A 13,676-nucleotide genomic window follows, 5' to 3' on the forward strand; every position below is an offset into this window, starting at 1 on the left:
CACCGTGGCCGGGGCCATCACAGTGGCCCCCGGGTGCGTTGGTGCGCCTCCTCGACGTTCTGCTCGCTCATGCGCATTCCGTCCATTTCCAGGGATGTGCCCGAGGCCAGGCGCAGGCGCAGCGCCACATCGGTGCGGTTGTCGGCATGGGCCACGGCTTCGTCCGACGAAATGATGCCGCGTTCATACAGCTCGAACAGCGACTGGTCAAAGGTGCACATGCCCTGCTCACCACTGCGCACGATGGCCGTCTTGAGCTCGTCCACCTGGCCTTTCTGGATCAGCTCCGACACATAGGGGGTGAGCAGCATCACCTCCATGGCTGGCACCACCGAGCCCTGCACGCTCTTGACCAGCCGCTGTGCCGCCACCGCCTGCAGGTTCAAGGACAAATCCATCAGCAGTTGGCGGTGGGCTGGTTCGGGAAAGAAATTCAGGATGCGCTGCACCGCCTGGTTGGCGTTGCTGGCATGCAGGGTGGACACGCACAGATGCCCCGACTCGGCGTAGTGCAGGGCATGCTGCATGGTGGCCCGGTCGCGGATCTCGCCGATCATGATCACGTTCGGCGCCTCCCGCATGGCACGCCGCAAGGCCTCGTCGTAAGACGCGGTATCCAGCCCCACCTCGCGCTGCGTCACCAGCGATTTCTTGTGCGCATGCAAGTATTCGATGGGGTCTTCCACCGTGAGGATATGGCCCGCAGTGTGCTCATTGCGGTAGTCGAGCATGGCGGCCAGCGTGGTGGTCTTGCCCGACCCTGCCGCCCCCACGGCAAGCACCAGCCCGCTTTTCAGAAACGCCAGCTGTTTGAGCACGGGGGGCAGGCCCAACTCATCAAGGCTGGGAATCCTGGCCGTGACATGGCGCACGACCACGCCCACATTGCCGCGCTGCAGGTGCACATTCACCCGAAAGCGGGCCTGGTCCTGCGTCTGGAACGAGAAATCACATTCCTTCGACGCTTCAAATTCTCCGATCTGCGCCTTGCCCATGATCGAATAGACCATCGCCTGGACATCCTCTGCCGTCACCGAACCTTTGGTGATGGGCAGGAATGCCCCCTGCCGCTTGAGTGTGGGGGGCGCACCCGCCAGAAGAAACAGGTCCGAAGCGCTTTCGCGCACCATCAGCGCAAGGCAGGACAACAGACGGCTGTCAGCCTCCGGTGTTACCGAATCCATGAGGTCTCCCGATCATGCTGGCATCTTACCGGCGCCGCCAGCAAGGCCGCATGGATTGGCCGGCCCTTGCGGGCCAGTCCACCCAGATCACGCCTGTGCAGTCGCCTCCAGCCGGGCGTAGTGCTGGATGAGGCTGAGCAGTTCTTCATCCGAATACGGCTTGCCGAGATAGTGGTTGACGCCCAGTTCCATCGCATGCTCGCGGTGCTTTTCTGCGATGCGGGATGTGATCATGATGATCGGCAACCCCCTCAATGCACTGTCTGCCCGGATGTTGCGTGCCAGGTCAAATCCGTCCATGCGCGGCATTTCAATGTCGGACAACACCACCGTCGGGCGCTCTTCCTGCAAGCGCTCCAGGGCCTGCAGGCCATCGGCAGCGAGTGCCACCCGATAACCCTCACGTTGCAGCAATCGCTGCGTGACACGGCGCACGGTAATGGAATCATCCACCACCAGCACCAGAGGCACCTGGGTGGGGCCCGCGAGCATCGAGGCGGCCGGTTTGCCGGTGTCAGGGCCTTCGGCTTCCAGTATGGCGGGCAAGCCGGCACTGGCTGCACGAACCTGGTCGCCATACACCGTGGACAGCGCCACCGGGTTGTAGATCAGCACCACGGCGCCAGAGACCAGCACCGACATGCCGGCCAGGCCTGGCAGGCGCGACAGTTGGGCACCCAGGTTCTTCACCACGACTTCCTGGTTGCCCAGCACTTCATCCACATGCATGGCGATGCGCTGTGACGCACTGCGGAAAATCACCACAGGCCGCGTCTTGCCGGCGGCTTCGTTGCTGCGTGCCGAAGCTTGCAGCAATGCGCCCACCCAGAAGAAAGGCAGCTGCTCGAAACCATCATCAAAGAAGCCCGTGCGATACGCCTCTTCCAGATCCGCGGCGGAGGTACGCCGCACGATCTCCACCACGTTGGCCGGCACGCCGATGACTAGATCTCCCGCACGCAACATCACCACCTGCGTCACGGCAGTGGTCAAAGGCAGCACCATGCGGAAGGCGGCACCCTTGCCCGATTCGGTCGAGGTTTCAATCCGGCCACCCAGGGCATTGATTTCCGAACGCACGACGTCCATGCCGATGCCGCGTCCCGCCAGGCCTGTGACCTCGGATGCCGTGGAAAAGCCTGGCATGAAGATCAGGTTGGCAGCCTCGGTATCACCGATGTCCGCGTCGGCCTGCACGAGCCCTTGGGCCAGAGCCTTGGCACGGATGCGCTGCAGATCCAGACCGGCACCATCGTCCCGGAATTCAACCGATACGTCATTGCCTTCATGGCGCAAATCCACGGTGATAGTGCCCGATGCGGGCTTGCCCGCAGCCACACGAACCTCGGACGCTTCAATGCCGTGCACCACGCAATTGCGCAGCAAATGCTCGAAGGCGGGGGTCATGCGATCGAGCACGCCACGGTCCATTTCGATGGAACCACCCGTGATGTCGAGTTTGATCTGCTTGCCGGTTTCCTTGGATGCCTGGCGCACCACCGCATACAGACGCTCGGCGATGCCCTCGAACTCCACCATGCGTGTGCGCAAAAGATCGCGTTGCAACTCACGCGCCTGGCGGCCCTGAGCGATCAGGTCGTCCTCGGCACCTTCCATGGCACGCTGCAGGTTGCGTTGCACGGTGGCGACGTCGTTCACCGACTCGGCCATCATGCGCGTGAGTTCCTGTACCCGCGTGAAACGGTCGAACTCCAGCGGGTCAAATCCGGCGGCGGAATCCTTCGAGAGGGCCAGTCGCGACTGCATCTGCGACTCGGACTGCACCTCGATGTCACGCAGCTGCTGACGCAGGCGGTCCAGGTTGCCCGAAAGATCCGCCAGTGAACTGCGGAACTGGCCCAGACGCGCATCCAGACGCGAGCGGCTGATCATGACCTCGCCCGCCTGATTCACCAGGCGGTCCAGCAATTGCGCACGCACACGCACCGACTGGTTGGCCGCCACGCGCGCAGGGGCCAGCTGCGAGGGCCCTGGAAGCCTTACCGAGGGCTTTGGAGGCGGCACAGCTGCCAAGATGGCACCTGAACCATTCGCAGCGGTCCCCAGATCGCTCGGAACCGCAGGGGAAGAGCCTTCGGCGCCAGCTGCCCCATGCGCACCGACGACGCGCAGGAACTCGAGGTTCGCCTGCAATCCATCAAAACTCGCAAGCAACGGCTCAATCTGGTCTGTCGTGACAGACTCCATGTCCAGCTGTTCGATGGCCGATTCGAGTCGGTGGGACATCTCTCCCAGGCGCATGGCCCCGGCAAGGCGGGAGCTGCCCTTGAGGGTGTGCAAGGCCCGCAGTACCTCGTTGCGCGCGCCGAGATTGTCCGGACGGGATGCCCACTGTCGCAGTGCGCCACCCAGCTGGGGCAGCAGTTCCGCGGCTTCTTCTTCAAAGATGGGGAACAGATCGGGATCAATGACGTCAATGGCGTCGATGTCATCATCCACATCCGGCCGTTCGGAGACGGCATGGGCCATGGCATCGTCGATGGGCTGGTCATGCTCACTTCCCACCACGGAGAGCGCCGGGGCCACATCCCCGGCAGCGACCACTTGCGCCGCCTTCGCAACCGGCAGCTCCGGTACAACGCAGTCAGGACCGATGCTGGCAGCCGGTACGCCATCCTCCGGGGGAGCGATGTCATCGAACTCCTCTTCCGGAGGTGGCAGGGTATTGGCCACCTCGGTTTCGAGGATCTGGCGCAGCTGCTGCAATACTGCTTCGTTCGGCTCCTTGAGGAATCCTGCCGCAAACTGGTGCAGAAGACGGCGAATATCGTCCGCGGCGGCCATGAACGCTTCGGCCTGTTCGACGGTGCCACCAGACTGCAGCTGAACATGCTGCAACGCATGCTCGACCACCCTGGCCAGGTCCGAAAGTGCCGAGAACCCCACGGTCGACGAACTGCCAGCGAGTGAATGTGCCAGAGCCACGGCCATGTCCGGCAAAGGCTCATGCAACTCGAGCGCCCACTCTTGCATACAGGTAACCAGTCGCCGCGACCACTCGTCAGCCTCATTGAGGTATACGTTGTACAGGGGGATACCGATGCGCAAGGTCTCGATCACCTTGACCGCATCATCTGTCGGCGTTTCTTCCTCGGGCACGGAGACTGGCACGACGCAAGGCTCAAGCCCAGCCTCTGGAAAGCCCACCTCCTCACCCGTACCAGCGAGGCCAGCATCCTGTGCAGCGTCCGCAAAGAACTCCGGCACATCGCCGGACGACAACGCAGATGCGCCCCCATCGTCCGGGCTTACACCGTTGGCCGGCACATCGTCGGAGGCGGCATCCATGGCCACGACAGACTCTGGCACCCAATCGGGCAACTCCAGGTCCAGCGGGATGGAATCACTTACCACCTCCGCCGTGGCCCGCGTTTCGTTCAGGGCCTCGGAGAATACGGAGAAATCGATGTCTTCCGTCACGGTCGCCGCAGAAGCATCCAACGCCGGAACTTCTGCCGCCAATTCAGCTTCCGTCTCCGCTTCGGCGCAATCCGCCATCAAGGGCTCAGGCACAGCGGCGGCGGCAAGCTCTGCTTCCACCGCGTCCACCCCAGCCTGCGGTTCGGGCAGGACGGCTGTCGCGGCAGCGTCTGTTTCGACGGGCGCCACGGCCGCCCCCTGCGCCATGAGCGGCAGCAAAGTGCCGTCAAGGCGCATGGCATCGGCGGAACGGCGGAATGCTTCAGCCCCCCAGACCAATGCAGATCCTGCAGAGATATCATCGGCCCAGCGGCCAAATGCCCGCAAGCCATCCGACGACAACTGCAGCAAATTGGGCTGCATGGGTTTTTGCTCGGCCAGCCAGGCGTTCAGCAATTGCTCCATGGACCAGGCAGCCTCGCCGAAATCCTGGAGCCCCACCATGCGCGAGCTGCCCTTGAGGGTATGAAACGCACGACGCAAGGTGGTTTGCTCGCTCAGGTTGGCCGGCTCTTCAGACAGCACTTCGATGGCTGCCAGACCTGTAGCCACCACCTCACGGGCCTCCTCCAGGAAAACGCCCAGCAACTCATCGTCCAAACCAGACTCAGACGTGGTCGCTGATGCAGGGGTTGCGACGGAGGGCGGGAAGGATGCAGCAGAAGGGAGAACCTCCGGCAACGGGAGATCAAAGAAAATATCCGCTGACAGCACTTCCGCTGCCGTCTCGGGATGGGGACCTGCATCAGGCATCTGGGCCAATGCCGAGGCGACCGCAGCCTGCTCCTGCGCAGAGAAACGTGGTACCACATCCGGCAGAGGCGGAGCCGCACGTTCCTCCATCTTGGCCGGTGCTTCTGCAACGTCATCGGTGGCACGGGCGCGGGTTTTGCCCACCAGGATACGCAACTCCCCGAGTTCTTCATCGTAAACAAAGAGCTTGCGCGCCATCGTGCGCTGGTAGCTCAGCATGTCAATCAGAAATCCGAGCGCTCCCAGGCTGTTACCCAGCTTGTCAAATGCTGACTGTCGATCTTCTTCAGGAATTTCATGGATGAGCAAGTGCTCCACGGTGTCACGCATGCGCACCACCGCCAGCGATGCCTGCTCCAGTCCCAGAACGGACAAGACGCCACGCATCTGCGCCAGGTGGCCCGGCACCGCCGCCAACACCTCCGTATCCTGGGAATTCCGGAAAAATTGGTCCAGCGCTTTCTCGGCTTCACCCAGTGTGGAACGCAATTCATCCACCACACTGCCCATGGTCTGGTTGTCGCTGACCCGGCGGTACAGCTCTTCCATCCAGAGTTCCAGCGGCTCGGGCTCAGCGCCCGCGACCACAGCGTCCAGCCGCTGCGCCAGGCGCTCTGCACGCGACTCCATCAGTCCGTCATCCGCATCCAGCTCCTCAAATGCGGCCTGCAGGTAAAGCACTGAAGTTGCCACCTCCATTGCCAGCGCTGGTGACGGCGGCTCCCCCGAGCGGGTTGTGGACTCCAGGGCCCGCGTCAGGCCCGCGGCAAGACTTTCGCTTCCCGGATGCAGCTTGCGCAGCGAATCGCAAACCAGACTGAACTGATCCGCTGCTGGCTTGAGCTTGTTGCGGTCTCCGCCTGCCAGCGCGGACCAGGTTTCCGTGGCAGATGCGATGCGCTTGCGCGCCTGCGCCAGCAAGGCCGGATCAAACCGGCCAAAACGCGCGATTTCATAATCCACCGGCTTGAATCGCTCCAGGCCAAAGGATTTCCTGACTGCTTCGAGAGCCGGCGCCTTATCCGCCCCACCGCCCGCGAAATTCACCTGCGAACAGAAAAAAAGCAGATCCTGAACCAAGCGGTCAGCGATGGCATCGTCGCCCTTGGCCAAGGTGGCGTACTGCATCAGCACGCGCGACGCCACCCGCTTCACGTAGACGTCGGGTGCCAGCAGTCCCCCGCCAAGGGCTTCGAAGAAGCCGGCACAGATCTTCCAGAAAGCCCGCGACTGGCGGTCAGACTGGGCCGCAACAAAACCCAGGCAGATTTCGCGCACGCTCGTCGCGGCCGACCGATCGCCCGATTTGACGATTTTCAATACGGCAGAATCCAGGCGCGCCCGTGCCTCGGGACCGTATGGCAACGGCGTGGCTGGCACGGCATCTTCCGGCTCACGGAAACGACGCTCCGCCGGCCACAGATCTGCAGGGTGCGCACGCTCGGCCCCTGCCAGCGCCTGGGCGTCTCGGTACTGAGGGAAAAGGGCGACCGCAGAAACAGCCTTGCCTCCCCGCACGTTTTCGAGATATTCGATGAGTGCGAAGCTGGCACGCTCGATCACCGCAGCGGCATCATCTGTGCATTGCTCAGGGCGTTGCACAAACTTTTGTACGGCCGACTCCATCGCTCGCAAAACCAGGGCCGGCGAACCCATGCCCACCATTTCAAGCGCTCCGCTGGCCTGATGGAGCTGCTGGCGCGCAATACGCAAGGCTCCAGCATCCAACGAGGCCAGATCGGACTCTCGCGCCAGCTCGGCGTCCCGCACAAAACGGCGCATTGCCTTGACAGCGCCATCCAGTGATTTGCGCAGTTCGTCAAGCACCCATGCCAGAGGGCCCAGATCCTGATCGCCCTGGATTTCATCCGCGGCCGGTGCATTGTTGACATCAATAGATGGCATGAATTCGTCCCCGGCTGCAGCGAGCCGCTGGTTGATGACTGCTGGATGGCTGCTTCAGGTGATCTTGAAACGTGCTACCGACTGGCGCAGTTCTTCAGCCATGTGCGAAAGTTCGCGCACCTGTTGTGCCGTGGTGCGTGTGCCCTCACCTGTCTGCTCGGTCACCGCAAAAATGTGCTGGATGTTGTCTGCCACTTCATTGGCCAGAACAGCTTCCCGGGACGTGGACGACGAAATTTGCTCGATCAGCTCCGCCAGGCGGCGCGACACACGGTCAATTTCAGTCAGTGCGGTACCTGCACTGTCAGACAGGCGAGCCCCTTCCACCACACCCTGCGTGGAACGCTCCATGGCGGCCACCGCATCCTGGGTATCGGTCTGAATGGCTTTCACCAGGGCCGAAATCTGCCGGGTTGCATCGGCAGACCGTTCAGCCAGTCGTTGCACTTCTTCGGCAACCACCGAGAAGCCTCGGCCGGCATCCCCCGCAGATGCGGCCTGGATGGCAGCGTTCAGGGCCAGCACGTTCGTCTGCTCCGTAATGTCCGAGATCAGCTCGGTGATTTCACCGATTTCCTGCGACGACTCACCAAGACGCTTGATCCGCTTGGACGTATCCTGGATCTGGTCACGAATCGAGTTCATACCACCGATGGCGTTCTGCACAGCCTGCAAGCCCGAGTCGGCCGCCTGCAGCGACTGACGCGCCACCGTAGCGGACTCTTGCGCCTGGGTGGACACTTCGTTGATTCGGGTCGCCATATCCAGAACGGACCGGCCGGTTTCACGAATTTCGCGCAGCTGCTCGGTGGAAGCAGCCAGCAGCTCAGTGGAGGTGCTGTCCACCTGGGCCGTCGTCTGCGCCACACGGGTGGCGGTGTTCTGCACGCTGCCCACCAGCTGGCGCAACTCTTCCACCGTGTAGTTCACAGAGTCAGCGATAGCGCCGGTGATGTCTTCCGTCACCGTGGCTTCCTGCGTCAGATCACCTTCCGCAACGGATTGCAGTTCGTTCATCAAACGCAAAATGGCGGCCTGGTTGGCGTCGTTGACGCGCTTGGCCTCCTGCTCCTGGCGTTTTGCATCCTTTTGCTGTACTTCAGCGGCCACCTGGCGACCCCGGCTGTCCAGCAGCTGAACGCGGGAAATTCCGATACCGCAAAGCAGCACGAACAAACCCGCCAACGCCAGGGCAGCAAACTGCCCGGCCCCCAGGCCCGTCTGCGAAGAAAGCTTGTCCTGCAAGCCTTCCAGCTGGCGACGCAGCGGCTCGCTATCGGCAATGATCGACGACTGGGCCTCCCGGGCAGAAACCAGACCTTGCAGGTTGCCCAGAATGGCACTGGCTTGCGTACGGGTCTCTTCGTAGAGCTTGATCAGTGCTTGGAGCTGTTCGCGTGTCTGCGCATCCTTGGTTGCGGCCAGCCGCAGCTCCGGACTTCCATTGAGCAGCCCCTGGGCAATTTCCTTGAAAGAATTCAAGTCCTTGCCCAGCAGGAACACGGCCTCGGGGCTCACGCCTTCCATGGTCTGGAATTCATTGGCCGACTTGCCGATACGCTGGGTCAACATCACCAATTGACCGGCTGCGGAAATCTCGGCCGCCGGAGCGTTTTGCTGCAGCTTGAGAGACGACACGGTTTCTGCGATTTCCAGCAGGTCCGACGACTGGCGATTGATGGTGCGCAGTGCGTCGCCCACCTGCATCAGGATTTTCTGCTGCCCCATCACCACGCTGGCGTTGCGTTCTGCACGCTCCATGAGCGGGGTCACAGCATCCAGATCCGGCCGGAGCTGTTCGCCCAGGGACTGCACGCCCAGCTCACTGTCGCCAGTGCCCAGCGCGCGCACATTGCGGGCCAGAACACCAGAGCTTTCCACCACGTCCGGGAAGGCCTGCGGACTCCCCACCAGCGCCTGCGAAACAGATTTGGCAAGCCGCTGGGACTGCATCAGCGACTGACCGGTAGCAGCCAACTGCTGGGCAGAGCGATCTGCCTGCCGCAGCACCCAACCCGCAATCAGTGCCAGCGCCACAACGCCAATGGCCAACAACGCCAGCAAGCGCCGCTGGTGGCCAGCCGCCGTGGAACGGCCCAGCAGCGGCAAGGAAATGAGGTCTTCGTCCGTTTCGTTCGCCGATGATTCCAGCGACTCGCCACCTGGATCACCTTGCACACTGTTCATGGCATCGGTCTGGTAAGACTCCCGCACCACGCTGGCCTCGACAGTTCCCGCTTCCAAAGCATTGTGCCGGCCATCCACCATGCCGGCACCCAGCACCTTGTCCGACTCCTCGGGCTTGCGATTGAACAGTTTTCCAAATTGATTCACGACGGACATGGTGCAGCCTTACAGAAAAACTCAAGCACTGATACTCAGGAAAGCAGGATTTTGGGACAGCATCTGAAGATTGATCTCCTGCCAGCGGGTCCCATTCGAATCCACATAGATGGTGCCAAAAAAGGCGGGAGCGTCCGGGGCCGGAGGCTCCGACGAGACAAAGGCATCCGTGCCCCGCAGCCCGGCAAGCCGATCCACCAAGAGGGCCGCATTGACTTCCAGTGCAGCATTGAAAGCAAGCAGACTGGCCTCCGACAGTGCCTGCTCGTTGCGCGTGACGGTCGATCCCAGCAGCCCCGCCAGATCCACCACCCCCACAAGACCACCCCGCAGATTGGCCACACCCAGAAACCATTTCTGGGTGTAAGGGACACGCTGAACCGCGATCCAGGGAAAAATTTCACCCGATTGCCCCAGCGGCAACAGATAAGCCTGCCCGGCAGCCTCGACCGCCAGCCAGGAGGAAACAGATACTCCCTCACCCCTTGCCGCCTGAAGACGGCTGGCGAGACGGGTCTGGAGTTCTCGCAGTGCTTCGCGATTGGCCATGAACGCGAACCGCCTCAGTTCAGCGCATCGATCTTGGCCTGCAGCTCGGCTGGATCTACCGGTTTCGTGATGTATCCGCGTGCGCCCTGGCGCATTCCCCAGACACGATCCGTTTCCTGGTTTTTGCTGGTGCACATGATGATGGGCACATCCGCATAGAGGGGATCACGCGTAATGGAACGGGTCAGCTGGAAACCATTTTGCCCCGGCATCACCACGTCCATCAAAATCAAATCGGGCTTTTCTTCCGCCAATCGGCGAAACGCCTCTTCGGCATTTTCAGCGGTACGCACTTGCATGCCTTTTTTCTGCAGCAAGTCGGTCAGAAACATTAACTCGGTCTTCGAGTCGTCAACGACCAGCACTTTCTGAATAGGCATTACATGGCTCCTTGTTGGGAATTACCGAATTGCTGCACCGCCTGCAACAACTGGTCTTTGGTAAAGGGTTTGGTGAGATATTCCTGGCAACCGACCATGCGGCCGCGCGCTTTGTCAAACACGCCATCCTTGGAGGAAAGCATGACCACAGGAGTATCTGCAAAACGCGCATTGCGCTTGATGATGGCGCATGTCTGATATCCATCAAGCTTGGGCATCAGAATGTCGCAGAAAATGAGTTGCGGCTGGTAGTCATTCACCTTGGCCAAGGCATCGAACCCATCGTCTGCCAGCAAGACCTCGTGCCCTCCCTGCTTGAGAAAAATCTCGGCGCTTCGGCGAATGGTATTGCTGTCATCCACCACGAGCACTTTGAAAGTTGCGCCTGCTGTAGTCAATTGTCACTGCTCCCGATGGAGAAAAAAACAACGCCACAGCAGATGGTGCTGAAGCGTCTCAAATCTGAACCAACTCGAAATCTTCTTTGCGGGCACCACACTCGGGACAAGTCCAATTCATGGGGACCTGATCCCACGGCGTGTTGGGCGCAATGCCGTGCTCGGGTGAACCTTGTGCCTCGTCATATATCCATCCACAGATCAGACACATCCAAGTTTTAAAGTCAGTCACAGCTTACTGGGCCTTCACATAGAATGCAACGATTGTATCTAGTCATCACACCGGGTTGCTGCTTCTGTGCCACCCTCACTGCCGAATCCGGCCCATGACAACAAATACCCCCCCTTCTTCTGATATAGCGGACATTTCCGACCAGGCAGCGGACCTTGCCAGTCCTGCCTGCGTTCTGGTGTTCAACGCCAGTGATCCCAGCGGTGCGGGCGGTCTTACCGCCGATATCAGCACCATTGCTTCGGTGGGAGGACACCCCATTGCCGTTGTTACATGCACTTACATCCGGGACACCGCCGAGATCTTCGACCACTTCAGCTTTGACGACGAGGCCGTGTCCGAGCAAGCGCGCACCGTGCTGGAAGACTTGCCGGTACAGGCCATCAAGATCGGGTTTGTGGGCAGCCCCGAGAACATCAGCGCCATTGCCGAGATCACCACGGACTATGACGAGGTCCCCGTCATCGCCTACATGCCCAACCTGTCGTGGTGGCAGGACGACCTGATCGACCAGTACCTGGATGCTTTTCGCGAACTGCTGCTGCCGCAAACATCCGTATTGGTCGGAAACCACAGCACGCTGTGGCGCTGGCTGCTGCCCGAGTGGCGAAGCGACCGCAGCCCCACCGCCCGCGACATCGCCCGGGCCGCCGCCGAAATGGGCGTGCCTTACACCCTGGTCACGGGCATACCGCTGCCCGAGCAGTTCGTCGAGAACGTGCTGGCCTCGCCCCAGACCGTGCTGGGCAGCGGCAAGTTCGAACTGTTCGACGCCACCTTTGCCGGTGCAGGCGACACCCTCTCGGCCGCCTTGACAGCGCTGATAGCCAGTGGCAACGATCTGGGCGAAGCCACCAGCGAGGCACTGAGCTACCTGGACCGCTGCCTGGACGCCGGATTTCGCCCCGGAATGGGGCACATCATTCCCGATCGCATGTTCTGGGCCCAGCCCGATGAGGACGATGGCGATGAAGACGAACCCCTTGACGAAACACAGGCCCTCGAAGGCTTTGTGATGCCACCCCATGACACCAAGCACTGACCTCAACATCCCCCTGTTCGAACGCGCCAAGGCGCTCATCCCCGGCGGCGTGAACTCGCCCGTGCGGGCCTTCAAGGCCGTGGGCGGCACGCCCCGCTTTGTCAAGCGTGCCCAGGGCGCCTACTTCTGGGACGCCAACGACCAGCGCTTCATCGACTACATCGGCTCCTGGGGCCCGATGATCCTGGGCCACGGCCACCCGGCCGTGCTCGAGGCCGTGCAGAAAGCCGCGCTGGAAGGCTTCAGCTTTGGCGCCCCCACCGAGCGCGAGATCGAGCTGGCCGAAGAAATCCTGGGCCTGGTGCCCTCCATGGAGATGATCCGCCTGGTCAGCTCGGGCACCGAAGCCGGCATGAGCGCCATCCGCCTGGCACGCGGCGCCACGGGGCGCAGCAAGCTCATCAAGTTCGAGGGCTGCTACCACGGCCATGCCGATGCACTGCTGGTCAAGGCCGGCTCGGGTCTGGCGACCTTTGGCAACGCCACCAGCGCCGGCGTGCCGCCCGAAGTGGTACAGCACACGCTGGTGCTCGAATACAACAACGTGGCCCAGCTCGAAGAGGCCTTCGCCCTGCACGGCAAGGACCTGGCCTGTCTGATGATCGAGCCCATTGCTGGCAACATGAACTTCGTGCGCGCCAGCGTGCCCTTCATGCGCCGCTGCCGCGAGCTGTGCACCGAATATGGCGCATTGCTGGTGCTGGACGAAGTGATGACCGGCTTTCGCGTGGCCCTGGGCAGCGCGCAAAGCGTGTACGCCAAAAGCATCCCGGGCTTCCGGCCCGACATCACGGTGCTGGGCAAGGTGATCGGCGGCGGCATGCCGCTGGCGGCCTTCGGTGCCTCGCGCGCCATCATGGAGCACCTGGCCCCCCTGGGCGCGGTGTACCAGGCCGGCACCCTTTCGGGCAACCCCGTGGCCACGGCCTGTGGCCTGGCCACGCTGCGCGAGATCAGGAAGCCCGGCTTCTTTGACACCCTGGGCGCCAGTACCCGCTCGCTGGTCGATGGGCTGGCCGCAGCGGCAGCGGCCGAAGGCGTGCCTTTCAGCGCCGACTGCGAGGGCGGCATGTTCGGCTTCTTCCTGCTGCCCGGGTTGCCGCAGAACTACGCGCAAGTGCTGAAGACCGACGGTGCGCGCTTCAACCAACTGTTCCATGGCCTGCTCGGCCGCGGCGTGTACATCGCGCCCGCCCTCTACGAAGCCGGCTTCGTGAGCGCCGCCCATACCGCACAGGACATTGCCGACACCGTGTCCATTGCGCGCGAGGTCTTCAAAACGCTCACAAAATAAGAGCGCATAGCGCTTCCCAGACAAGCGCTACAAGTCAAAAACGGCCCATTGGCTTTCTACCACCAACCCCGTGGCAACGCACCCCGTTGCCACGGGGTTTTTGCATGGCGCCAGTGTTCACAGCCCCGTCACAAGCGCCTGTCAGCCTTGGTGGC

The 13,676-nt window shown here is 62.0% G+C and carries 9 protein-coding genes; 2 read left to right on the forward strand and 7 right to left on the reverse strand.

The window, feature by feature from the left end:
- Nucleotides 1-17: 17 nt before the first annotated feature.
- The 7 genes from K225_RS0119475 to K225_RS22045 form a co-directional block, all read right to left on the reverse strand.
- Nucleotides 18-1,184 carry a PilT/PilU family type 4a pilus ATPase gene (locus K225_RS0119475; RefSeq protein ID WP_026437874.1) on the reverse strand — a complete coding sequence of 389 codons (1,167 nt, stop codon included), beginning with the start codon at nucleotides 1,182-1,184 and terminating at the stop codon, nucleotides 18-20.
- An 87-nt stretch (nucleotides 1,185-1,271) separates the two neighbouring features.
- Nucleotides 1,272-7,283, reverse strand: coding sequence for an Hpt domain-containing protein (locus K225_RS0119480; protein ID WP_026437875.1), 6,012 nt, complete (start codon nucleotides 7,281-7,283; stop codon nucleotides 1,272-1,274).
- A gap of 54 nt (nucleotides 7,284-7,337) precedes the next feature.
- Nucleotides 7,338-9,551, reverse strand: a complete 2,214-nt coding sequence (locus K225_RS0119485; RefSeq protein WP_369794894.1) for a methyl-accepting chemotaxis protein — start codon at nucleotides 9,549-9,551, stop codon at nucleotides 7,338-7,340.
- Nucleotides 9,552-9,647: 96 nt separating this feature from the next.
- Nucleotides 9,648-10,175 carry a chemotaxis protein CheW gene (locus K225_RS0119490; RefSeq protein WP_026437877.1) on the reverse strand — a complete coding sequence of 176 codons (528 nt, stop codon included), beginning with the start codon at nucleotides 10,173-10,175 and terminating at the stop codon, nucleotides 9,648-9,650.
- A gap of 14 nt (nucleotides 10,176-10,189) precedes the next feature.
- On the reverse strand, nucleotides 10,190-10,555 hold the full coding sequence (locus K225_RS0119495; protein WP_026437878.1) for a PleD family two-component system response regulator: 366 nt from the start codon (nucleotides 10,553-10,555) through the stop codon (nucleotides 10,190-10,192).
- Nucleotides 10,555-10,953, reverse strand: coding sequence for a PleD family two-component system response regulator (locus K225_RS0119500; protein WP_026437879.1), 399 nt, complete (start codon nucleotides 10,951-10,953; stop codon nucleotides 10,555-10,557). The genes K225_RS0119495 and K225_RS0119500 overlap by 1 nt, the downstream gene beginning before the upstream one ends.
- A 58-nt stretch (nucleotides 10,954-11,011) precedes the next feature.
- Nucleotides 11,012-11,185, reverse strand: a complete 174-nt coding sequence (locus K225_RS22045; protein ID WP_081679752.1) for a rubredoxin — start codon at nucleotides 11,183-11,185, stop codon at nucleotides 11,012-11,014.
- A gap of 94 nt (nucleotides 11,186-11,279) precedes the next feature.
- Here K225_RS22045 and K225_RS0119505 point away from each other — a divergent pair, with 94 nt between their 5' ends.
- Entirely contained in the window at nucleotides 11,280-12,227 is a 948-nt protein-coding gene (locus K225_RS0119505) for a bifunctional hydroxymethylpyrimidine kinase/phosphomethylpyrimidine kinase (RefSeq protein ID WP_026437880.1), read from the forward strand.
- The gene (hemL, locus tag K225_RS0119510) at nucleotides 12,211-13,521 is read left to right on the forward strand and encodes a glutamate-1-semialdehyde 2,1-aminomutase (RefSeq protein ID WP_026437881.1); all 1,311 of its coding nucleotides are present in this window, start codon (nucleotides 12,211-12,213) and stop codon (nucleotides 13,519-13,521) included. Before K225_RS0119505 ends, hemL begins: the two co-directional genes overlap by 17 nt.
- Nucleotides 13,522-13,676 lie beyond the last annotated feature (155 nt).

Source organism: Acidovorax sp. JHL-9 (assembly GCF_000426205.1).
GTDB classification, from domain to species: domain Bacteria; phylum Pseudomonadota; class Gammaproteobacteria; order Burkholderiales; family Burkholderiaceae_C; genus Acidovorax; species Acidovorax soli.

Bases quoted from the DNA above. Each gene is read 5' to 3' on its own strand.
- K225_RS0119490 (WP_026437877.1), bottom strand. From the start codon at position 10,175: ATGGCCAATCGCGAAGCACTGCGAGAACTCCAGACCCGTCTCGCCAGC.
- K225_RS0119505 (WP_026437880.1), top strand. From the start codon at position 11,280: ATGACAACAAATACCCCCCCTTCTTCTGATATAGCGGACATTTCCGAC.
- K225_RS0119495 (WP_026437878.1), bottom strand. From the start codon at position 10,555: ATGCCTATTCAGAAAGTGCTGGTCGTTGACGACTCGAAGACCGAGTTA.
- K225_RS0119480 (WP_026437875.1), bottom strand. From the start codon at position 7,283: ATGCCATCTATTGATGTCAACAATGCACCGGCCGCGGATGAAATCCAG.
- hemL (WP_026437881.1), top strand. From the start codon at position 12,211: ATGACACCAAGCACTGACCTCAACATCCCCCTGTTCGAACGCGCCAAG.
- K225_RS0119485 (WP_369794894.1), bottom strand. From the start codon at position 9,551: ATGGTGGATGGCCGGCACAATGCTTTGGAAGCGGGAACTGTCGAGGCC.
- K225_RS0119475 (WP_026437874.1), bottom strand. From the start codon at position 1,184: ATGGATTCGGTAACACCGGAGGCTGACAGCCGTCTGTTGTCCTGCCTT.